The organism is Bradyrhizobium sp. 14AA (genome assembly GCF_054185205.1).
Genome location: NZ_JAVAYM010000002.1, coordinates 386,671 through 408,927, shown reverse-complemented (window position 1 = coordinate 408,927; position 22,257 = coordinate 386,671). Strand labels below are relative to the sequence as shown.

Annotated in this window: 21 protein-coding genes; 19 read left to right on the top strand and 2 right to left on the bottom strand. The window is 64.3% G+C overall.

Features of this window, described 5'->3' with window-relative positions; all coding sequences use genetic code 11:
• Nucleotides 1-59: 59 nt before the first annotated feature.
• The 8 genes from RAD15_RS06920 to RAD15_RS06885 all read left to right on the top strand — a co-directional run bounded on the left by RAD15_RS06920 (nt 60) and on the right by RAD15_RS06885 (nt 7,128).
• A complete protein-coding gene (locus RAD15_RS06920) occupies nt 60-1,040 on the top strand; it encodes a tripartite tricarboxylate transporter substrate binding protein BugD (protein WP_458175724.1) in 981 nt (326 codons plus the stop codon).
• Nucleotides 1,041-1,212: 172 nt separating this feature from the next.
• A complete protein-coding gene (locus tag RAD15_RS06915; RefSeq protein WP_458175722.1) occupies nt 1,213-2,007 on the top strand; it encodes a thymidylate synthase in 795 nt (264 codons plus the stop codon).
• Entirely contained in the window at nt 2,008-2,493 is a 486-nt protein-coding gene (locus RAD15_RS06910; RefSeq protein ID WP_458175720.1) for an N-acetyltransferase family protein, read from the top strand. It begins immediately after the preceding gene.
• Nucleotides 2,493-3,002 carry a dihydrofolate reductase gene (locus RAD15_RS06905; protein ID WP_458175718.1) on the top strand — a complete coding sequence of 170 codons (510 nt, stop codon included), beginning with the start codon at nt 2,493-2,495 and terminating at the stop codon, nt 3,000-3,002. Before RAD15_RS06910 ends, RAD15_RS06905 begins: the two co-directional genes overlap by 1 nt.
• A gap of 153 nt (nt 3,003-3,155) precedes the next feature.
• Nucleotides 3,156-4,292 carry an FtsH protease activity modulator HflK gene (gene hflK, locus RAD15_RS06900; protein WP_458175716.1) on the top strand — a complete coding sequence of 379 codons (1,137 nt, stop codon included), beginning with the start codon at nt 3,156-3,158 and terminating at the stop codon, nt 4,290-4,292.
• Complete coding sequence (gene hflC, locus RAD15_RS06895) at nt 4,289-5,185, top strand: protease modulator HflC (protein ID WP_458175714.1); 897 nt, start codon at nt 4,289-4,291, stop codon at nt 5,183-5,185. Before hflK ends, hflC begins: the two co-directional genes overlap by 4 nt.
• A gap of 70 nt (nt 5,186-5,255) precedes the next feature.
• On the top strand, nt 5,256-5,462 hold the full coding sequence (locus tag RAD15_RS06890; protein WP_458175712.1) for a DUF2065 domain-containing protein: 207 nt from the start codon (nt 5,256-5,258) through the stop codon (nt 5,460-5,462).
• Nucleotides 5,463-5,619: 157 nt separating this feature from the next.
• Entirely contained in the window at nt 5,620-7,128 is a 1,509-nt protein-coding gene (locus RAD15_RS06885) for a Do family serine endopeptidase (RefSeq protein ID WP_458175710.1), read from the top strand.
• Between the two features lie 117 nt (nt 7,129-7,245).
• Here the strand turns inward: RAD15_RS06885 and serB are convergent, their stop codons facing one another.
• Complete coding sequence (gene serB / locus RAD15_RS06880) at nt 7,246-8,151, bottom strand: phosphoserine phosphatase SerB (protein WP_458175708.1); 906 nt, start codon at nt 8,149-8,151, stop codon at nt 7,246-7,248.
• Nucleotides 8,152-8,162: 11 nt separating this feature from the next.
• Between serB and miaA the strand changes: the two genes are divergently transcribed.
• The 8 genes from miaA (at nt 8,163) to ilvC (ending at nt 16,337) form a co-directional block, all read left to right on the top strand.
• Entirely contained in the window at nt 8,163-9,119 is a 957-nt protein-coding gene (gene miaA, locus RAD15_RS06875; protein ID WP_458175706.1) for a tRNA (adenosine(37)-N6)-dimethylallyltransferase MiaA, read from the top strand.
• Between the two features lie 329 nt (nt 9,120-9,448).
• Nucleotides 9,449-11,224, top strand: a complete 1,776-nt coding sequence (locus RAD15_RS06870) for an acetolactate synthase 3 large subunit (protein WP_458175704.1) — start codon at nt 9,449-9,451, stop codon at nt 11,222-11,224.
• Nucleotides 11,225-11,228: 4 nt separating this feature from the next.
• Nucleotides 11,229-12,212 carry a threonine dehydratase gene (locus tag RAD15_RS06865; RefSeq protein ID WP_458175702.1) on the top strand — a complete coding sequence of 328 codons (984 nt, stop codon included), beginning with the start codon at nt 11,229-11,231 and terminating at the stop codon, nt 12,210-12,212.
• 171 nt (nt 12,213-12,383) lie between these two features.
• Complete coding sequence (gene ilvN / locus RAD15_RS06860; RefSeq protein WP_458175700.1) at nt 12,384-12,926, top strand: acetolactate synthase small subunit; 543 nt, start codon at nt 12,384-12,386, stop codon at nt 12,924-12,926.
• 3 nt (nt 12,927-12,929) lie between these two features.
• Nucleotides 12,930-13,619 (top strand): class I SAM-dependent methyltransferase, encoded by a 690-nt coding sequence (locus RAD15_RS06855; RefSeq protein WP_458175698.1) that lies wholly within the window; start codon nt 12,930-12,932, stop codon nt 13,617-13,619.
• A 66-nt stretch (nt 13,620-13,685) separates the two neighbouring features.
• Nucleotides 13,686-14,561, top strand: coding sequence for an EamA family transporter (locus RAD15_RS06850; protein WP_458175696.1), 876 nt, complete (start codon nt 13,686-13,688; stop codon nt 14,559-14,561).
• A gap of 7 nt (nt 14,562-14,568) precedes the next feature.
• On the top strand, nt 14,569-15,171 hold the full coding sequence (locus RAD15_RS06845; RefSeq protein ID WP_458175694.1) for a LysE family translocator: 603 nt from the start codon (nt 14,569-14,571) through the stop codon (nt 15,169-15,171).
• A gap of 146 nt (nt 15,172-15,317) precedes the next feature.
• Complete coding sequence (gene ilvC, locus RAD15_RS06840; protein ID WP_458175692.1) at nt 15,318-16,337, top strand: ketol-acid reductoisomerase; 1,020 nt, start codon at nt 15,318-15,320, stop codon at nt 16,335-16,337.
• A gap of 30 nt (nt 16,338-16,367) precedes the next feature.
• Here ilvC and RAD15_RS06835 read toward each other — a convergent pair whose 3' ends face one another.
• Nucleotides 16,368-16,490, bottom strand: coding sequence for a hypothetical protein (locus tag RAD15_RS06835; RefSeq protein ID WP_458175690.1), 123 nt, complete (start codon nt 16,488-16,490; stop codon nt 16,368-16,370).
• Nucleotides 16,491-16,731: 241 nt separating this feature from the next.
• On the opposite strand from RAD15_RS06835, the gene RAD15_RS06830 reads away from it, so the two are divergent.
• From RAD15_RS06830 to RAD15_RS06820, 3 genes are all read left to right on the top strand, one after another.
• Nucleotides 16,732-20,082, top strand: coding sequence for a bifunctional diguanylate cyclase/phosphodiesterase (locus RAD15_RS06830; protein WP_458175688.1), 3,351 nt, complete (start codon nt 16,732-16,734; stop codon nt 20,080-20,082).
• 37 nt (nt 20,083-20,119) lie between these two features.
• On the top strand, nt 20,120-21,214 hold the full coding sequence (locus RAD15_RS06825) for a DUF2336 domain-containing protein (protein ID WP_458175686.1): 1,095 nt from the start codon (nt 20,120-20,122) through the stop codon (nt 21,212-21,214).
• 186 nt (nt 21,215-21,400) lie between these two features.
• On the top strand, nt 21,401-22,252 hold the full coding sequence (locus RAD15_RS06820) for an SDR family oxidoreductase (RefSeq protein ID WP_458175684.1): 852 nt from the start codon (nt 21,401-21,403) through the stop codon (nt 22,250-22,252).
• The last annotated feature ends 5 nt before the right edge of the window (nt 22,253-22,257 follow it).

The window sequence follows — 22,257 nt, the reverse complement described above, 5'->3', positions numbered from 1 at the left end:
TGAAATGAAAATGCCGGCCCTTGTGGCCGGCATTTTTGTTTGTGTCTGAGGGGATCGACATGACCGTTCTTCGCGCGCTCACGGGCGCATGTGCCGCAGCGCTCGCATCGCTGTGCGCCTTTGTCGCGCCGGCTGAGGCACAGACCTATCCGACCCGCGGCATCACCATGATCGTGCCGTTCGCGGCGGGCGGCCCGACCGATGTCGTGGCGCGCATCGTCACCGCGCATATGGCGCAGACGCTGGGGCAGAGCATCATCATCGAGAACGTGGTCGGAGCCGGCGGCACCACCGCGACCACGCGCGCCGCGCGCGCCGCCAATGACGGCTATACGCTCATCACCGGGCATATGGGCACGCATGCCGCCTCGGTGCCGCTCTATCCGAAGCTCGCCTATCATCCGGAGAAGGATTTCGAGCCGATCGCGCTGCTGGCGGGCACGCCGATCCTGATCCTCGCGCGCAAGGACTTTCCGCCGAAGGACCTGAAGGAGTTCGTCGCTTACGTGAAGGCCAATGCCGAGAAGGTGAACGCGGCGCATGCCGGCGTCGGCTCGGTGTCGCACGTCTCCTGCGAGCTCCTGCACTCGATCCTCGACGTCAAGCCGGTCGGCGTGCCCTTCAACGGCACGGGCCCCGCGATGAACGCGCTGGTGGCGGGGCAGGTCGATTACATGTGCGACCAGATCGTCAACGCGGTGCCGCAGATCAATGCCGGCACCATCAAGGCCTATGCGATCGCAACGCCCGAGCGCAATCCGTCGCTGCCGAACGTGCCGACCACGGCGGAAGCCGGCCTGCCTGCGTTCCAGGCCCAGGCCTGGAACGCGATGTTCGCGCCGAAGGGAACTTCTCCCGCGATCATTGCCAGCCTGAACGCCGCCGCGATCAGGGCGCTCGACGACGAGACCGTGAAGAAGCGCCTGCTGGAGCTCGGCAGCGTCATCCCGGGTCCTGCGGAACGCACGCCGGAGGCGCTGGCGCGCCTCGTCAAGAGCGAGATCGCGAAGTGGACCCCGGTGCTCAAGCCGGCAACTTAAGCAGCACTTTCAAGCCGATAGGCGAGGGGGCGGGGCTCAGGTTCCGCCCCTTGTCGTTTGCGCCGGGAAAGCTCACTTTTCCGGGTATAATCGGTGGAGATAGCGAATCGCCGCTGTCGCAGCGTGGGGGTGGCCGTTAAGTTCGCCGCCTCCCCAAAAGGCTCAATGGCGCATGCACCAGTATCAGGACCTGCTCGAGCGGATTCTTTCAGACGGCGCCGAGAAGACCGACCGGACCGGCACCGGCACGCTCTCGGTCTTCGGCCATCAGATGCGCTTCAATCTGTCTGCCGGCTTCCCGATGCTGACCACCAAGCGGCTGCCGCTGAAGGCGATCGTGCATGAGCTGCTCTGGTTCCTGAAGGGCGACACCAACATCAAATATCTGCGCGACAACGGCGTCACCATCTGGGACGAGTGGGCCGATGCCAATGGCGATCTCGGGCCGGTCTACGGCCACCAATGGCGATCCTGGCCCACGGCCGACGGGCGCAGCATCGACCAGATCGCCAACGTCATCGACATGATCAAGCGCACCCCGGATTCCCGCCGGCTGATCGTCACCGCCTGGAATCCGGCCGATGTCGAGAAGATGGCGCTGCCGCCCTGTCACCTGCTGTTCCAGTTCTACGTCGCCAACGGCAAGCTGTCGTGCCAGCTCTATCAGCGCTCGGCCGACGTCTTCCTCGGCGTGCCCTTCAACATCGCCTCCTACGCGCTGCTCACGATGATGGTGGCGCAGGTCACCGGCCTGAAGCCCGGCGACTTCGTGCATTCGCTCGGCGACACCCATCTCTATTCCAACCATCTGGAGCAGGCGCGGCTTCAGCTGACGCGCCCGCCGCGGGCGCTGCCGGTGATGAGGATCAACCCTGATGTGAAGGACATCTTCTCCTTCCGCTTTGAGGATTTCGAGCTCGTCGGCTACGACCCGCATCCGCACATCAAGGCGGAAGTCGCAGTCTAGATGTCGCTGAACATCCGCCGCGCGCGCCCGGGCGAAGCCGGGCTCGTTCTCTCCTTCATCCGCGAGCTCGCCGAGTACGAAAAGCTCTCGCACGAGGTGGAGGCGACCGAGGCTGACATCGCCGACGCGCTGTTCGGCGACAGGCCGCAGCTCTATTGCGCGATCGCCGAATGGAACGGCGAGCCGGTGGGCTTCGCGGTGTGGTTTGCGAATTTCTCCACCTTCAGCGGCCGCCACGGCATCTATCTCGAAGACCTCTATGTGCGGCCGTCGCATCGGGGCAGGGGCCTCGGCAAGGCGCTGCTGGTCTATCTCGCGAAAGAGTGCGTCGAGAACGGCTGGTCGCGCCTGCAATGGGCGGTGCTCGACTGGAACGCGCCGTCGATCGCTTTCTACAAATCGCTCGGCGCCGTGATGATGGACGACTGGACGCTGTGCCGCGTCACCGGTCCCGCGCTGACACGGCTTGCCGGGAGCGCTGCCTGATGGAGATCGTCTTCGTCGTGGCGATTGCGGAGAACGGCGTCATCGGCGCCGGTGGCGCGATTCCGTGGCGGCTTAAATCCGACATGCAGCGCTTCAAGGCGCTCACCATCGGCAAGCCCGTGATCATGGGCCGCAAGACCTTCGAATCCCTGCGCCGCCCGCTCCCCAACCGCACCAACATCGTTGTCACGCGCGATGCGGCTTATCGCGCCAATGGCGCCGTCGTGACGACCTCGGCCGCGGATGCGGGCGCGGTCGCGCTCGGGGATGCCCTGCGGCGTTCGGTCGCCGAGATCGCGGTGATCGGCGGCGCCGAGATCTACCGGCAATGGCTCGATCGCGCCGATCGCCTCGAAATCACCGAAGTGCACGCGCGGCCCGACGGCGACACGCATTTCGACATCGACAAGGCGGAATGGGACGAGACGGCGCGCATCCGCCATCCTGCCGGACCCGACGACAGTGCCGACTACTCCTATGTGACATATCGTCGGCGGTCCCGCCATTAACCGATTTCGCCAATGTTTACATTGACTTTTTCGTGCCCGAGCATAGCTCGAAAGGCGGCCAGGGCCGCGTTGTAAGGGACCTGCCTGTCCCCTATAAAGCCGGACCGGACAAAGCGGGCGGGGGCAATTCCACCCTGCCGAGGAGAGCGTCGAATGCCGTGGAAGAATCAGGGCGGTGGCCCATGGGGCTCGGGTCCGAAGGGACCATGGGGCAACGGCCCGCAACCGGTCGGGCCAAGGCCGCCGGATCTGGAAGACCTTCTGCGGCGCGGCCAGGACCGCCTCCAGCAGATCATGCCGGGCGGCTATTTCTCCGGCATCGGCATCACGCTGATCGTGCTGCTGATCGTCGCGTTCTGGCTGCTGTCGGGCTTCTTCAGGGTGCAGTCTGAAGAACAGGGCGTCGTGCTGCGTTTCGGCAAGCACGTGCGCACCGTGGACCCGGGCCTGAACTATCACCTGCCCTATCCGATCGAGACGGTGCTGCTGCCGAAGGCGCTGCGCGTCAACACGATCTCCATCGGCATGACGCTGATCGACGATCCGGCGCGGCGCGGCCGCTCCATTCGTGACGTGCCGGAAGAGAGCCTGATGCTGACCGGCGACGAGAACATCGTCGACGTCGATTTCACCGTGCTGTGGCGGATCAAGCCGAACGGCGTCGGCAACTTCCTGTTCAACATCCAGAATCCCGAAGGCACCGTGAAGGCGGTGGCCGAAAGCGCGATGCGCGAGGTGATCGGCCGCTCGCAGATCCAGCCGATCCTGACCGGCGCCCGCAACGTCACCGAACAGGGCGTGCAGGAGTTGATCCAGAGGACGCTGGACAGCTACGGCGCCGGCATTCAGATCACCCAGGTGCAGATGCAGAAGGTCGACCCGCCGGCGCAGGTGATCGACGCCTTCCGCGACGTCCAGGCGGCGCGCGCCAATCTCGAGCAGTTGCAGAACGAAGCGCAGACCTACGCCAACCAGGTCGTGCCGCAGGCGCGCGGACGTTCGGCGCAGATCCTGCAAGCCGCCGAAGGCTACAGGGAGCAGACGGTTGCCGAGGCAAAGGGCCAGAGCGCACGCTTCCTGAAGGTTTACGAGGAATACAAGAAGGCGCCCGACGTGACGCGTGAACGGATCTATCTGGAGACGATGGAGCGCGTGCTCGGCGGTGCCGACAAGCTCGTCTATGACGGTGGCCCTTCGGGCCAGGGCGTCGTGCCCTTCCTGCCGCTCAACGAATTGACGACCAAGCGGCCGCCTACCACCGGTCAGCCCTCGAGCGGAGGCACCCGATGAGGTCTCCGGTCACAGGTATCGTCACGCTGCTCGCTCTCCTGCTCGTCGTGATCGTCGGCTACATGTCGCTGTTCACGGTGCAACAGACCGAGCAGACCATCGTGCTGCAGTTCGGCAAGCCCGTCGACGTCGTCACCGATCCCGGCCTGCATTTCAAAGCGCCGTGGAATTCGGTGATCAACATCGACAAGCGGATCCTCGATCTCGAGAACCCGTCGCAGGAAGCGATCGCGTCCGACCAGAAGCGGCTCGTGGTCGACGCCTTCGCGCGCTACCGCATCAAGGATGCGCTGCGCTTCTATCAGAGCGTCGGCTCGATCCAGGCCGCCAACATCCAGCTCACCACGCTCCTGAACGCGGCGCTGCGCCGCGTGCTCGGCGAGGTCACATTCATCAACGTGGTGCGCGACGACCGCGAGAAGCTGATGCAGCGTATCCGCGAGCAGCTTGATCGGGAGGCCGACGGCTACGGCATCCAGGTCGTCGACGTCCGGATCCGCCGCGCCGATCTGCCGGAGCAGAACAGCCAGGCGGTCTATCTGCGCATGAAGACGGAGCGCGAGCGCGAAGCCGCTGAGTTCCGCGCGCAGGGCGGCCAGAAGGCACAGGAAATCCGCTCCAAGGCCGACCGTGAGGCGACCGTGATCGAGGCGGAAGCCAAGTCGCAGGCCGAGCAGACCCGCGGCATCGGCGACGCCGAACGCAACCGCCTGTTCGCGGAAGCCTACGGCAAGGATGCCGACTTCTTCGCCTTCTACCGGTCGATGACGGCCTATGAGAACGGGCTGCGCTCGAACGACACCCGTTTCCTGCTGCGGCCGGACTCGGATTTCTTCCGGTTCTTTGGTAACCCGTCCGGCAAGGCGGCGACCGCGACGCCGGCGAAGCCGTAGGCTAGACAGGGGCGGCGGTTCTGCCGCCCCTCGTCCAGACAAGAACAGCACAACGGGAGGTTCCAATCCGATGAGGTCCATTGCGTTCGCCGACTTCCTCATCGGCCTGGGCATTCTGTTCGTGCTGGAAGGCTTGATGTTCGCGGCCAGTCCGAACTGGATGCGCAAGGCCATGAAGAGCGCCATGGCCACGCCGGACAATGTCCTGCGGGTGGTCGGGATCGGTTCGGCCATCGCCGGCCTGATCCTGATCTGGGTGATGCGGCGTCCGGTTTAGACCTCGTGCCAACGCCAAAGTGAAGGCGAGGAACCGGTTTTCGCCGTATTGTCGGGGTCTTGAGGCCCGTTAAGCTCCGCGCTTGCGCCGTCCCCCCGTTCGAGCGCAGTCTTGGGGGCAAAGCCATGGCGCCGAATCCTTTTCTCTGGAGATCACAATGACCGCTGCCACCATTGCCCCGTCCCGCTTGCGCCATTGTGTGCGAGTTGGGCTGGCCGCGCTTGCCGTCGGTGCTTTCAGCACGTTCGGCACGCCGGCTCATGCGCGCGGGCCGGAAGGTATCGCCGACGTCGCCGAGAAGGTGATCGACGCGGTCGTCAACATCTCGACCTCGCAGAACGTCGAGGCCAAGGGCGGCGGCAGCAACACCATGCCGCAACTGCCGCCCGGCTCGCCCTTCGAGGAGTTCTTCGACGACTTCTTCAAGAACCGCAGGGGCCCCGGCGGCGGCAGCAAGGGCGGCGACAACAGCGCGCCGCCGCGCAAGACCAACTCGCTCGGCTCCGGTTTCATCATCGACACGTCAGGCGTCGTCGTCACCAACAACCACGTCATTGCGGATGCCGACGAGATCAACGTCATCCTCAACGACGGCACCAAGATCAAGGCAGAGCTGGTCGGCGTCGACAAGAAGACCGACCTCGCGGTGTTGAAGTTCAAGCCGCCGAAGCCGCTCGTCGCAGTGAAGTTCGGCGACAGCGACAAGCTGCGCCTCGGCGACTGGGTGGTCGCGATCGGCAACCCCTTCAGCCTCGGCGGCACGGTGACGGCCGGCATCGTCTCGGCCAAGAACCGCGACATCTCCTCGGGTCCCTATGACAGCTACATCCAGACCGACGCCGCCATCAACCGCGGCAATTCAGGCGGTCCGCTGTTCAACCTCGAAGGCGACGTCATCGGCGTCAACACGCTGATCATCTCGCCCTCCGGTGGCTCGATCGGCATTGGCTTCGCGGTGCCGTCGAAGACGGTCGTGGGTGTCGTCGACCAGCTCCGCCAGTTCGGCGAGCTGCGGCGCGGCTGGCTGGGCGTGCGCATCCAGAGCGTCACCGACGAGATCGCCGAGAGCCTCAACATCAAGCCGCCGCGCGGCGCGCTGGTTGCCGGCGTCGACGACAAGGGCCCGGCCAAGCCGGCCGGCATCGAGCCCGGCGACGTCGTCGTCAAGTTCGATGGCAAGGACGTCAAGGATCCGAAGGACCTGTCCCGCGTCGTCGCCGACACGGCGGTCGGCAAGGAGGTCGACGTCGTCATCATCCGCAAGGGCGAGGAGCAGACCAAGAAGGTCACGCTCGGCCGCCTCCAGGATCCCGAAAAGGTGCAGGCCGCGGTGAAGACCGACGAGCCGGCGCCCGAGAAACCGGTGACGCAGAAGGCGCTCGGCCTCGATCTGGCGGCGCTGAACAAGGATCTGCGCACGCGCTACAAGATCAAGGAGAGCGTCAAGGGCGTGGTCGTCACCAATGTCGACGCCAATTCCGATGCTGCCGAGAAGCGTCTGTCGGCCGGCGACGTCATCGTCGAGGTCGCGCAGGAGGCGGTGTCCAGCGGCGCCGACATCCAGAAGCGCGTCGACCAGCTCAAGAAGGACGGCAAGAAGTCGGTGCTGCTGCTGGTCTCGAACGCCGACGGCGAGCTGCGGTTTGTCGCGCTGAGCGTGCAGTAACTTCATCCGTCATTCCGGGGCGATGCGAAGCATCGAACCCGGAATCTCGAGGTTCCCCGGTGCGCAATTGCGCACCTGAGGTCTGGTGCTTTGCACCATCCCGGAACGACGATTGTATTAACCCTCCACGAACTCCTCGCGCCGATACCCCTGCGCATAGAGCAGCGCCGTGAGATCGCCATGGTCGATCCGCGCTGCCGCAGCCGCGGCCACTGCGGGCTTGGCGTGGTACGCCACGCCCAGCCCCGCCGCCTGGATCATTGCCAGATCATTGGCGCCGTCGCCGACAACAACCGAGTCGACGTCGTCGAGATCGAACGACTCCATCAGATCCACCAGCGTCGCGAGCTTTGCGGCGCGGCCCAGGATCGGCTCCTTCACTTCGCCGGTGAACTTGCCGTCGCGTACGACGAGCTCGTTGGCACGGTTCTCCTGGAAGCCGATCTTGGCGGCGACCGCGCTGGTGAACAGCGTGAAGCCGCCGGAGACGAGGCAGGTATAGGCGCCGTGCTTGCGCATGGTCGCGACCAGCTCTCGGCCGCCCGGGGTCAGCGTGATGCGCTTGGCCAGGACTTCGTCGACCACGCTGGCGGGAAGGTCCTTCAGCAGCGCGACGCGCTCGCGCAGCGCCGGCTCGAACTCGATCTCGCCGCGCATAGCGCGTTCGGTGATGCCTGCGACATGGGCCTTCATCCCGACGAGATCGGCGAGCTCGTCGATGCATTCCTGGCCGATCATGGTGGAATCCATGTCGGCGAGAAAAAGCTTCTTGCGCCGGACGCCGACTGGTTGCACGACGATGTCGATCGGCAGGTCGCCGCGCAGCTCGCGCAACCGCTGTTCGATGGCGTGTCGGTCGCCTTCGAGGTTACTGTCGGCGCCGAAGGGGATGTCGACCGCAACCCCGTCGAACAGCCAGTGCGCGGGGGCTGCCTGGGGCAGCACGGCGCGGGCGCCGTCGACGATGGTGGAGTCGAGCGCGGGATTGTCGGGATTGCAGATCAGCGTGGCGACGAGGGACATTTGAGGTTTTCGTGAGCGAGGGACAAGTCGGCAGAGGGCATGTTGGCAAGGCCGTGCTTATCGCAGGCCCGACCGCCAGCGGCAAGTCGGCGCTGGCGCTCGAGCTTGCCCTCAGCGCAGGCGGCGTCGTCATCAATGCCGATTCCATGCAGGTCTATCGCGACCTCCGCATCATCACGGCGCGGCCGACGGGGACGGATGAGGCGCTCGTGCCGCATCGCCTCTATGGCCACGTCGATGCGGCGCTGAATTTCTCGGCCGGCGCCTGGGTGAGCGATGCGGCGAGGGCGCTCGACGAGGCGCAAGCCGAAGGCCGCCTGCCGATCTTCATCGGCGGCACCGGGCTCTATTTCAAGGCGTTGACGGCGGGCCTCTCCGTCGTGCCGCCGATTCCGGCCGATGTGCGCGAGGATGTGCGGGCGCGGCTGGAGCGGAACGGCGTGGAGGCGCTGCATGCGGAACTCGCACGTCGCGATCCGCGCGCTGCCGAGCGATTGAACCTGCGCGACCGCACCCGGATCGCGCGCGCGCTCGAGGTGGTCGAGGCGACCGGCCGTTCGCTGCTCGACTGGCAGCAGGAGGGCCAGCCCCCGCTGCTGCCCAAGGACAGTTTTCGCGCGGTATTTCTCGCCCCCGAGCGGGACGATCTTTATGCCCGCATCGATGCCCGCTTCGACGCCATGCTTGGCGGCGGTGCGCTGAGGGAAGTCGAACGGCTCGCCGCCAGACACCTCGATCCGCTGCTGCCGGCCATGAAGGCCCACGGCGTGCCGGCCTTGATCCGGCATCTGCGCGGCGAGCTCAGCCTGGAGGAGGCCGCCACGATCGGCCGCGCTGATACCCGCCACTACGCCAAGCGGCAATTCACCTGGTTCCGGCACCAATTGCCTGACTTCGAGTGGGTCAAGCCGGAGGAGGCGAGGGGCTGGCTCGCAGCCGCCGTCAGCGCGGCTCGGGACGAGGGCTGAAGCGCTTTTCTGCCCGGGTTCCCGCATTTACCTCTCGCCGAACCCCGGGAACACCGCTACACTGCCAAAATCGCGCGAGAACGGCCGCATTGCCTTGACATCCGGGCTTTGGCCGCTATGTTTCGCGCAACCTTTGGGAAGCCGAGCGTCCGTCATGCGCAACATTATTACCAAACTCCTTATCGCCGTCGTACCCAGGCAAACCGCCGGGGGTGGCTAGCTGCCATCCACATGACAGGCGGTGTGCAGGGTCCCTCTTCGGGGCCTTTTTTATTTCCCGAAACCGACACGAACGAAGCCGCTGACAACAGCGCATCCGGAGCAAGACAATGAGCGACAAGAGCCACGATCCGAACCAGATGACCGGCGCCGCGATGATCGTCCGCGCGCTCATCGATCATGGCGTGACCGACATTTTCGGCTATCCCGGCGGCGCTGTGCTTCCGATCTATGACGAGATCTTCCAGCAGAGCGAGGTCCAGCACATCCTGGTTCGCCACGAGCAGGGCGCGGGCCACGCCGCCGAAGGCTATGCGCGTTCGACCGGCAAGCCGGGCGTGGCTCTGGTGACCTCCGGCCCCGGCGCCACCAACATGGTGACGCCGCTGGCCGATGCGCTGATGGACTCGATCCCGCTGGTCTGCATCTCCGGCCAGGTGCCGACGCATCTGATCGGCAACGACGCGTTCCAGGAATGCGACACGGTCGGCATCACGCGCCCCTGCACCAAGCACAACTGGCTGGTGCGCGACGTCAACGATCTCGCAAAGGTGCTGCACGAGGCATTTTACGTTGCAACCACGGGCCGTCCGGGCCCGGTGCTGGTCGATGTCCCCAAGGACGTGCAGTTCGCCACCGGCACCTATCACCCGCCGCGCAAATCCGACGTGCACCGCTCCTACGCGCCGCGCGTGAAGGGCGATGCGACGCAGATCCGCAAGGCCGTGTCGCTGCTCGCCAATGCCAAGCGCCCGGTCATCTACAGCGGCGGCGGCGTCATCAATTCCGGCCCCGAGGCCACCAAGCTGCTGCGCGAGCTGGTCGAGGTCACCGGTTTCCCGATCACCTCCACGCTGATGGGCCTGGGCGCCTATCCGGCGTCGGGCAAGAACTGGCTCGGCATGCTCGGCATGCACGGCACCTACGAGGCCAACATGACGATGCATGATTGCGACGTCATGCTGTGCGTCGGTGCGCGCTTCGACGACCGCATCACCGGCCGTGTCGACGCGTTCTCGCCGGGCTCGAAGAAGATCCACATCGACATCGATCCGTCCTCGATCAACAAGAACATCCGCGTCGACGTGCCGATCATCGGCGATTGCGGCAACATCCTCGGCGACATCCTCCAGGTGTTCAAGGCGGAGGCGAAGAAGCCCGACATCAAGAATTGGTGGCAGCAGATCGCGCAGTGGCGCGCGCGCAACTCGCTCTATTACAAGAAGAGCAACGACGTCATCCTGCCGCAGCACGCGATCCAGAGCCTGTTCGAGGCGACGCGCGGCAGGGATACGTACATCACGACGGAAGTTGGCCAGCACCAGATGTGGGCGGCGCAGTTCTACGGCTTCGACGAACCGCATCGCTGGATGACGTCCGGCGGTCTCGGCACCATGGGCTACGGCCTGCCGGCCGCGGTCGGCGTGCAGGTTGCCCATCCCGACAGCCTCGTCATCGACATCGCGGGCGATGCCTCGGTGCAGATGACGATGCAGGAAATGTCGACGGCGGTGCAGTACGAGCTGCCGATCAAAATCTTCATCCTGAACAACCAGTACATGGGCATGGTGCGCCAGTGGCAGCAGCTGCTCCACGGTAACCGCCTGTCGCATTCCTATTCGGAAGCGCTGCCGGATTTCGTCAAGCTCGCGGAGGCCTATGGCGGCGTCGGCATCCAGGTGCACAAGCCGTCCGATCTCGACGGCGCCATCCAGGAGATGATCTCGGTCAAGCGCCCGGTGCTGTTCGACTGCCGCGTCGCCGCGCTGGAGAACTGCTTCCCGATGATCCCCTCCGGCAAGGCGCACAACGAGATGCTGTTGCCCGAGCAGGCCAACGACGAAGCCACCGCAAAGGCGTTCGCCGCCGGCAAGGCGCTGGTGTGATGTGATGTTCGACCTGACGGAGCTCGAGCGCGCACATGCGATCGTGGGGCAGGCGGTGCCGGCAACGCCGGCACGCGGCTGGCCGCTGCTCGCCCAGCGTCTCGGGACCGACGTCGTGGTCAAGCACGAGAACCACACGCCGATCGGCGCCTTCAAGGTGCGCGGCGGGCTGGTCTATCTCGAACGGCTGAAGCGTGAGCGGCCGAATACGCCGGGTATCATTTCCGCGACGCGTGGCAATCACGGCCAGAGCCTGGCCTTTGCCGCTGGTCGGCACGGCGTGCCGGCCGTGATCTACGTGCCGCGGGGCAATTCGGTCGAGAAGAACCGCGCGATGAAGGCGTTCGGCGCCGAACTGATCGAGCACGGCGAGGATTTTCAGGCCGCGCGCGAGGAAGCCGAGCGCCGTGCGCAGTTCGCAGGCCTGCACATGGTGCCGTCGTTCCACCCGGACCTCGTGCTGGGCGTTGCGACCTACGCGCTCGAACTGTTTCGCTCCGCGCCCGATCTCGACGTCCTCTATGTGCCGATCGGGCAGGGCTCCGGCATCTGCGGCTGCATCATGGCGCGCGATCTGCTGGGCCTGAAGACCGAGATCGTCGGCGTGCAGTCGACGGAAGCGCCGTCTTATGCGCTGTCGTTCGCGGCCGGCAAGATCGTGACGACCGAGACTGCCAATACGCTCGCAGACGGCATGGCGACGCGCATTCCGGATGAGGATGCACTCGCCCTGATCCGCAAGGGCGCCTCGCATATTGCGCAGGTCACCGACGACGAGGTCGCCGCCGCGATCCGCGCCTACTGGACCGATACGCACAATCTCGCTGAAGGCGCAGGGGCAGCCGCACTCGCCGCCGCGCTGCAGGAAAAGAAAAAACTGTCGGGCAAGCGCGTCGGTCTCGTGCTGTCCGGTGGCAATATCGATTTCGATCTGTTCAAGCGATGGGTCATGGCGGATGCGCCGTTGGCCCAGAGGGTGGTCGCGTGATGATGCGATCGCCGACCAAGCATTCCACTGTCATCGTCCGGCTTGACCGGACGATCCAGTACGCCGCGGCCGTCGTGGGACTCTCGACGCCGGAGATTACTGGATGCCCCGCCCCCGTGCGCAATTGCGCACTAGGCGGGGCATGACGAGAAAGAATAGAGGGGAACGACAATGAACCAGCCCGCATCCGCCTACTTCATCGAAGACCGCCACGATCCCAACGAGACGCATACGCTCTCGGTGCTCGTTCAGAACGAGCCGGGTGTGCTTGCGCGCGTCATCGGCCTGTTCTCGGGCCGCGGCTACAACATCGAGAGCCTCACGGTCTCGGAGACCGAAGCGCAGAAGCATCTCTCGCGCATCACCATCGTCACCACGGGAACGCCGATGGTGATCGAGCAGATCAAGCATCAGCTTGACCGCATGATCCCGGTCTACCGCGTCGTCGACATGACCCAGACCAGGCGATCGATCGAGCGCGAGCTCGCGATGGTGAAGGTGCGCGGGCAGGGCGAGCACCGGGTCGAGGCGCTCAGGCTTGCCGATGCGTTCCGCGCCCGCGTGATCGACGCCACCACCGAGAGCTTTGTGTTCGAGATCACAGGCAATACGGACAAGATCAATCAATATATCGACCTGATGCGCCCGCTCGGCCTTGTCGAGGTGTCGCGTACCGGCGTTGCCGCGATCGGTCGCGGGCCCGAAGGGATGTGAACCATGCTGGCGCGCGACTGGTATTATAACGAGCGGAACCGGATGGGGATCGAGCCCGCGGTGGCCTCGATCTACGACGCCCATGACGATGCCGATCTGCGGGCGCGCGCCGCGCTGAAAATGCTCGGGGTCCAGCGCGGCTGGCGCATCGCCGATATCGGCTGCGGCAACGGCGTGCTCGCGACCGAAGCCGCGCTGATGGGCGCCGAGGTCGACGCCATCGACATCTCGCCGGCGATGCTGGCGCTCGCCGAAATCTACGCGCGCGACCGCAAGGCAAAGGTCGCGACCCAGTCCGCCGGCCTGCTCAGCTTCGCCTACCGCCCGGAATCCTACGATTTGATCGTCAGCGAGTTCACGCTGCACCATCTGCCGGACTTCTGGAAGGCGGTGGCGATGTCGCGGATCTATCGCGCGCTGAAGCCGGGCGCGAGCTTCTATTTGCGTGACATCGTCTATGCTTCCATGCCCGATACCGTCGAGCGCGATGTCGAGCAATGGGCCGACTTCCAGATCAAGAACCACGAATTCGCGCGCGAGGGCGTGGTGACGCATATGCGCGACGAATATTCGACCTTCGGCTGGGTGATGGAGCGGATGCTGGCAGACGTCGGCTTCACGCTGGTCTCGGCCGATTATCACGCCCCGATGCACGGCACTTATCTGCTGCGGAAACCCAATTCGTCCACATAGTGGCCGGCGAGCAAGGCTAGACCAAGAACAACAGGGCTGCACGACAGGGCAGAACCGGAAACAACAATGAAGCCGGCCGACATCCTCATCGCCGTCCTGGTGGCGATCATCTGGGGGCTTGCCTTCGTGGCGAGCCGCATCGCGCTCGACGAGCTTTCGCCGGAGCTGATGACCGCGCTGCGCTTCACCGTCGCCGCAGTGCCGTGCCTGTTCATCCGCAAGCCGAAAATCGCCTGGTCGCTCCTGATCGCGATCAGCTTCACGCTGTTCCTAGGTCAGTTCCTGTCCCAGGCCTATGGCATCGCCCATGGCGTGCCGGTGGGGCTGACCAGCGTCGTCGTGCAGAGCCAGGCGCTGTTCACGATCGGCTTTGCCGCGATCGCATTCGGCGAGCGTCCGACGCCGAAACAGGCGCTGGGCGTCGGTATCGCCGCGATCGGTCTTCTGATGATCTGCGGCACGGTCGGCTATGATTTCAGCGTCGCTGCGTTTGCGGTGCTGATGATCTCGCCGGTCAGCTTTGCCGTCGGCAATCTCCTGCTGCGCGGCGCTCGCGGCGTGCCGATGTTCGACCTGTTCGCGTGGCTGTGCCTCGCCTCGGCCGTGCCGCTGTTCGTGCTGGCGCTGATCGCCAATGGTCCCGCGCCGACCTGGACATCGCTGAGCCACATATCGCTGACATCAGCGCTCTGCATGCTGGCGCTTGGCGGCATCTCGACGAGCATCGCCTATTGGCTGTGGGGACGGCTGCTGCGCGACTATCCCGCCGCACAAGTGGTGCCGTTCGCGTTGCTGGTGCCCTTCGTCGGCTCGGCCGCCTCAAGCATCGTGTTCGGCGAAAGGTTCGGACCCCTGCGCCTCGCCGGCATGCTCACCGTGATCGGCGGCATCGCGGTGATGGTGCTGGCGAAGCGCCCGCAAGTCCTGCCGAAGGCTGCGTGAGGTGAACATGGCTTACTCGCTGTTCTATGCCTTTCTCGCCTTCATGGTAGTGATGTACTTCACGCCCGGGCCGAACAACATCATGCTGCTGTCCTCCGGACTGACCTACGGCTTCCGCCGCACCATTCCGCACATCGTCGGCATCGTCATCGGCTTTGCCTTCATGGTGGCCACCGTCGGCCTTGGGCTCGGCACGGTGTTCCTGGCCTATCCGATCCTCCAGACCATCCTGAAATATGCCGGCGCCGCCTACCTGATCTATCTCGCCGCGGCGATCGCGCTTTCCGGTCCGGCCAAGCCCGGCGAGGGGGATGGGCGCGGCCCGATGACCTTCTGGGGCGCGGCGATGTTCCAATGGATCAACGCCAAGGGCTGGGTGATCGTGATCGGCACCATCACCGCCTATGCGGCAATCGCCCGGTTTCCCCTGAACATCGCGATCCAGACCCTGATCAGCCTGCTCGTCGGTACGGTCTCGACCGTGGTCTGGGCCTTGTTCGGCACTGCACTCCGGCCGATCCTGACCTCCGAGCGGCTGGTCCGTGCCTTCAATATCCTGATGGCGATCCTGCTTTTGGCATCGCTCTACCCTGTCTTCATGGATGCATGATGCCGCAGTTTTCCATGCAGAAACGGGTTTCCCAGGGGGCTGAAAATGCTCTAGACAGCCCCGGAAATCCGCAATTTTCACCCGTCCAAGACCTGAACAGTAAGACCTGACCACGGCCGATTCTGGCCCCTAACGAGGAAACGACTATGCGTGTTTATTATGATCGCGACGCCGACCTGAACCTGATCAAGGGCAAGAAGGTCGTCATCGTCGGCTATGGCAGCCAGGGCCACGCCCATGCGCTCAACCTCAAGGACTCCGGCGTCAAGGAAGTGGCCATTGCGCTGCGCAAGGGTTCGGCCTCGGCCAAGAAGGCGGAAGCCGCCGGCTTCAAGGTGATGGAAGTTGCCGAAGCCGCCAAATGGGCCGACCTCGTCATGATGCTGACCCCGGACGAGCTCCAGGGCGACATCTATCGCGAGCACCTGCACGACAACATGAAGAAGGGCGCAGCCCTCGTCTTCGCGCACGGCCTCAACGTCCACTTCAACCTGCTCGATCCGCGCGCCGACCTCGACGTGCTGATGATCGCGCCGAAGGGCCCCGGCCACACCGTGCGCTCGGAGTATCAGCGCGGCGGCGGCGTGCCCTGCCTGATCGCGATCGCCAAGGACGTCTCGGGCAATGCCCATGACCTCGGCCTGTCCTACGCCTCCGCCGTCGGCGGCGGCCGCGCCGGCATCATCGAGACCACCTTCAAGGAAGAATGCGAGACCGACCTGTTCGGCGAGCAGGTGGTGCTCTGCGGCGGTCTGGTCGAACTGATCAAGGGCGGCTACGAGACGCTGGTCGAAGCCGGCTACGCGCCGGAGATGGCCTATTTCGAGTGCCTGCACGAAGTGAAGCTGATCGTCGACCTGATCTATGAAGGCGGCATCGCCAACATGAACTACTCGATCTCCAACACTGCCGAGTACGGCGAGTACGTCACCGGTCCGCGCATCATCACCGACGAGACCAAGAAGGAGATGAAGCGGGTGCTGAACGACATCCAGTCCGGCAAGTTCTCGCGCGACTGGATGCTCGAGAACAAGGTCAACCAGACCTCGTTCAAGGCGACCCGCGCCAAGCTCGCCGCGCACCCGATCGAGGAAGTCGGCGCCAAGCTGCGCGACATGATGCCCTGGATCAAGAAGGGCGCGCTGGTCGACAAGTCGAAGAACTAAGCACGGTCATTCCGGGGGCCGAATTCGGGTTCACCCGAGTTCGGTCTTGATGTCCTGGTCGGCGCCAGCCGACTGATGCGAGCCCGGAATCTCGATCCGCATTGTCCAGATTTCGGGGGGCGCGACTTCGTCGCGCCCCCCGAATGACGTCATGAGCGATCTCATCGACCGGGGGCATCGAGGCGGCGCCCCGGACGCCGATTGCGTCGGAATTATCTTGATTTGAAAGTATTATTGCACCCGAACCGGCCCGCAGGATTACGGAGAATCGACCGGGGGGTCCGCTGCTCAACCAAATCTTTAGCCTTGCAGGGCGACTGTAGAGCCGTTCGCTCGCAAGAGACATGCAATGCTGAGAGCTTGGCGAAGGCTGGTCGGGTCGCCGGGATTGTCTGTGACGATCCTGGGCTTGCTGTTTTCGACCGCTATCGTCGCCTTGTTTCTCGTCGATCTCGGCACCCGTTATCGGGGGGCCGTCGCATCCGCGCGAACCGACGCCCTCAACCTCGCGGCAATTCTGGCCGAGCATGCCGCGGTGACGTTCGAAGATATCGATCGCATCCTGCTCGAAACCGAAGCGATCCGAAAAGGCGCCTTGTCCGGAGCATACGCCGCGCCCGGCGAGACCAGCGCAGCCTTGCGTCAGTTGGTCAAGAGCTCCTCCATCCTCGTTGCAGTCGGCTGGACCGATGCCTCCGGGGAAGTCCTTGCTCATTCCTATGATCATGCGCCACCGCGCCGCAACATCGCGGACATGCCGCACTTTGTCGTTCATCGCGACAATGCGAGCCGCGGCCTTTTTGTTGCTCCGCCGTACCGCTCAGCGGTCAGCGACAAATGGTTCAGCGCGGCGTCGCGTCGGCTCGACAATCCTGACGGAAGCTTTGCGGGAATCGTCACCGCGCCGCTGGATCAATCCTATCTGCTCAAGATCTACCGCAAGATCGATCTCGGCGAGGGCGGCTCCGTCGTTCTGCTGCATCGCGAGGGACGTATCCTGGCGCGGGTGCCGGAACAAAAGGGCGTCCTCGGGATGTCGGTCGCCGGCGGCCCGCTCTTCACGCAATATTTGCCGGCCTCCGAGGCAGGCTCCTACGAGTTGATGAGTCCGGTTGACGGCGTCGCTCGCATCGCGGGCTACAAGGCCGTTAGCGGCCTGCCGCTCGTCATGGTCGTGACCTACGCCCGCGGTCATGTGTTGGTGGAATGGTATCGTCACCTCTACCTCTTCGGCCCGCTGGTTGCGGTGATCGTCGTCATTATCATGCTCGGCACGTTGCTGTTGCGGCGACAGACTAATGCTCTTGCGGCGACGAATGCGCGTTTCGATGCCGCGTTGAGCAACATGCCGCACGGACTCAGCATGTTCGATGCGGACGAGAAGCTTTTGATCGCCAATAGCCGCTATCGCGAGATGTACGAACTTGCCGAAGCGAAGGTGAAGCGCGGCACTCCGCTCCGCGACATCGTTCGCGAGTACAAGGTATCGAAAGGTGACGATCTCGACCTCAATATCGAGGAGTTCCTGGACGGCGCGAAGCAACGAGCGCCGCGGCTCATCGCGCTCGCCGATGGCCGGGTCATCTCGATCCTGCGCACGCCGATGCAGGATGGCGGCTGGGTTGCGACCCATCAGGACATCACCGAGAAGCTCCGCGACGAGACCCTGCTGGCCGAGAACTCCGCCGAGTTGAAGCGCATCAACACCCGTTTCGACGTCGCGATCAGCAACATGTCGCAGGGCCTGTGCCTGTTCGATGCCGAGAAGAATCTCGTCATCTCGAACAGTCGCTATCAGCAGATGTACGATCTGCCGGACGAACTGGTCAGGCCTGGTACGCCATTGCAGCGGATATTGCAGTATTATGCGGATCGCGGCGAGCCTGATCAGAACCTGACGCTGAACCAGCATCTCCAGAAGATGCCGGGCCAGCGGCTGCAGGACTATCAGCTGAAGGACAACCGCCAGGTCCTGATCCAGCGCAAGCCGTTGCCGGACGGTGGCTGGGTGGCGACGCATGAAGATGTCACTGAGCAAAGGCGTGGCGAGCGGATGCTGGCCGAAAAGGCCGCGGAGCTTCAGGCCATCAACATTCGCTTCGATGCCGCCCTCAACAACATGTCGCAAGGGCTCTGCATGTTCGACGCGGAGCAGAAGGTCGTGGTCTCGAACGCACGCTATGCACAGATCTATCGTCTCGGTCGTGATCAGATCAAGCCCGGTACCTCGCTCGCGGAAATCCTCGAATTGCGCCGCGAGCAAGGCACGCATTTCGCCGATGTCGCATCGGACGTCTACCGCACGCAGAACGTGAAGCTATCGAGCGAAATCCGTGAGCTTGCCGACGGGCGGGTGATCGCGATTGCGCGTCACATGATGCACGATGGCGGCTGGCTCACGACGCACGAGGACATCACGGACCGGGCGAGGAACGAAAAGCGGATTGCGTTCCTGGCGCAGCACGATCTCCTGACAGGCCTGGCGAACCGTGCCGTGTTCTCCGAGAAGCTCGAGGAAGCCGCCGCGCGTTTGGCGCGTCACGGCACGACCTTCACCGTCTTGATGCTCGACCTCGACAGGTTCAAGGCCGTCAACGATAGGCTCGGTCACGCCGCAGGCGATCAGCTGCTGGTGGATGTGGCACGACGGCTGCAATCGTCGCTGCGCGATACCGACGTGCTGGCGCGTCTTGGCGGAGACGAGTTCGCGATCATTCAGGAGAACGAACGTGATCAAAGCGAAGGTGCGATTGGCCTCGCGCTGAGGATCATCGGCCTGATCGAGCAGCCGTTCGATCTCGGCGGCAATCAGGTTTCAGTCGGTACCAGCATCGGGATAGCGTTCGCGCCGGAGCATGGCTCGGATGCCGAGTCCCTGCTCCAGAAGGCGGACGTCGCGCTCTACGCGGCGAAATCGGCGGGCCGAAACGACTACCGCATCTTCCAGAGCGAGATGACCGCATCTGCCGACACCAAGAAGTCGATGGAGGTCGAGCTGCGGCGGGCGATGGCGCGCGACGAGTTCGAATTGCATTATCAACCGGTGATCGACGCGAGGACCCGCGCGATCAGCGGCGTAGAAGCCTTTGTGCGTTGGCATCATCCGTCAAGGGGCGTGCTCGCACCCGATCAGTTTCTCCGCGTCGCCGAGCAAGCCGGGCTGGCGGTGCCGCTTGGAGAATGGATCCTGCAGCAGGCCTGTCTAGAGGCTGCTGCGTTGCCGCCGCATCTCAAGCTCGCCGTCAACGTCAGCGCCATTCAGCTCCACAAGGGGAATTTCTTCGATGTGGTCCTGTGCGCTCTGGTCGAGACCGGCCTGTCACCCGAGCGGCTCGAGCTCGAGATACCCTCCGCCGCCTTGCTCGATAGGAACTCGGGGGCACAGCTGACCATACGGCAGCTGAAGAATCTCGGCGTTGCGATCGTTCTTGATGATTGCGGCATCGGGTACTCTGCGGCCAACTTTCTTCAGGGCTTCCCCTTCGACAAGATCAAGATCGATCGGTCAATCGTGCAGGGATGCGCGACCCGAAGGGACTGCACGGCCGCGGTAGCGTCGGCGGTCGCCTTGGCGAGTGGTCTCGACATTAGAACTGTCGCAAAGGGGGTCGAAAGGCCTGAGCAGCTCGACAGTCTGCTCGCGGCGGGGGTGGACTACGTTCAGGGCTATCTGCTCGGGCGACCGGCACCCTGTTCCGATATCGATTTCGATATGACGATTTCTGCCGTGCAGCACGTCGCCTGACCCGGCGGCCTTGATGCACGCGAAATGAGAGCTAGGCATGCAGGACAGTCTGATTGATCAGCTGGAAGGCGCTTTGGCAAGCAAGGAGCTGTCCAGGCGCGCCGAAGTTCTGCGACACGTCACGGACCTCTTCGTGTTCGGTTCGGGCAAGTTCACGGGCGAGCAGATCGACCTCTTCGACGAGGTCATGAGCAAGCTCGTCGAGACGATCGAGCTCTCCGCCCGCGTCGCCTTCGGAAGCAGGCTTGCCAGGCTGCCCGACGCTCCCGGCAAGACAATCCGTCTGCTGGCGTTCGACGACGCCATCGATGTCGCCGCTCCCGTCCTGGAGCACTCGCCGCGGCTCGACGAGGCGGACTTGACGGAAAACGCGCGCACCAAGAGCCAGGATCACCTGCTGGCGATCGCGGGACGCAGGCTGTTGAGCGAGCCGGTGACCGATGTCCTGCTCGAACGCGGCAGCAACGAAGTCACGATGAGAACCGCCGGCAACCGCGGCGCAAAGTTCTCGATCCAGGGGATGTCCACGCTCGTCAGGAAGGCGCGTGACGACGGTGCGCTTGCGACATGCATCTGGTCTCGTCCGGAGATCCCGCGTGAGACCCTGCTGAAGCTGTTTGGCCAGGCGTCCGAGCTGGTGCGGCGCAAGCTCGAGGCCGCCAATCCTCGCCAGGCCGCGGAAGTTCGTGACGCGATTTTAAGGGCCTCGGACGAACTTCAGAGCACCGCGCGGACGGGATCAGGCGAATATGCTCAGGCGTTCGCGGATGTCCGGTCGATGGATTCGCAGGGAATACTCGATGAGGCACGGTTGCTGGGTTTCGTCGCGGAGCGGTCCTTCGACAGAACCGCGGTCGCGTTGTCCCTGATGTGTAATCTGCCCATCGGCGTGATGGAGCGTGCGCTGGCGAGTGGCGAGCCCGAACAGCTCCTCATCCTCGCCAGGGCTATCGGATTATCCTGGCAGACCACGAAGGCAGTCCTGATGTTTCAGGGCGGCCCTGACGAGGTCACGCGCGAGCGACTCGATACGTGTTTTGCGAGCTTCCAGCGGCTAAAGCCGAGCACCGCAAAGGCCGCGCTCCAGTTCTACCGGCTTCGCGAGCGGGCGAACCAAGGGCCGACGCACTAGACGTGGTGACCACCCGGGTGGCTTTGCGCACCGCTTGATCTCGGGAAGCGACACTGGCCACGCCTTCTTGCAGTGCGTCACCGCGCGAAGACAATCGTCGCTGCGCGGCTTTTGAACTTGGCCGGCATTGCGCATCGACACGTTTCGCCTACATGATCCCCCGGGGAACTCGAGGGGGGAAACACCATGCGATCTGTCGTCGTCACCGGCGCGTCCACCGGAATCGGCTGGGCCATTGCGAAATTTCTGATCGGGCGCGGCTATCGCGTTTTCGGCAGCGTCCGGAAGCAGGCCGATGCCGACCGGCTCAAGGGTGAGTTCGGGGCTAATTTCACGCCGCTGCTGTTTGATGTCACCGACGAGGCCGCCGTGCTGGCCGCCGCACGGCAGGTTCGCGAGGCGCTGGGCGGCGAGACGCTGGCCGGGCTCGTCAACAATGCCGGCATCGCGGTCGCAGGTCCCGTGCTCGAATTGTCGGCAGACGATTTCCGCCGCCAGATGGACATCAATGTCATCGGTCCGGTCATCGCGACGCAGGCTTTCGGGCCGCTGCTCGGTGCCGACCCGTCGCTGAAGGGGCCGAAGGGACGGATCGTGATGATCAGCTCGGTCGCGGGCAAGAACGGCAATCCGTTGTCAGCGCCTTACTGCACCTCCAAGCACGCCGTCGAGGGACTGTCGGAAAGCCTGCGCCGCGAGCTGATGCTGTTCGGGATCGACGTCATCATCGTCGCCCCCGGCGCGGTCAAGACGCCGATCTGGAGCAAGGCGGAAGAGATCGATCTCTCGGTCTATCAGAACTCGCCCTATCTGCCGGCGCTCAACAAGGTCATGGCGTTCATGATGGAGCTCGGCGCGAAGGGGCTGCCGGCCGAGCGCGTCGCCGAGATCGTGTTCGAGGCGCTGACGGCCGCAAGCCCCAAGGTGCGCTACCAGATCACGCCGGACCCGCTGCGCCATCTGATCGGGGCCGTGCTGCCGAAACGGACGCTCGACCGCATCATCGCCAAGCGTCTGGGGCTGTTGCCGCAGGTCTAGCCGAC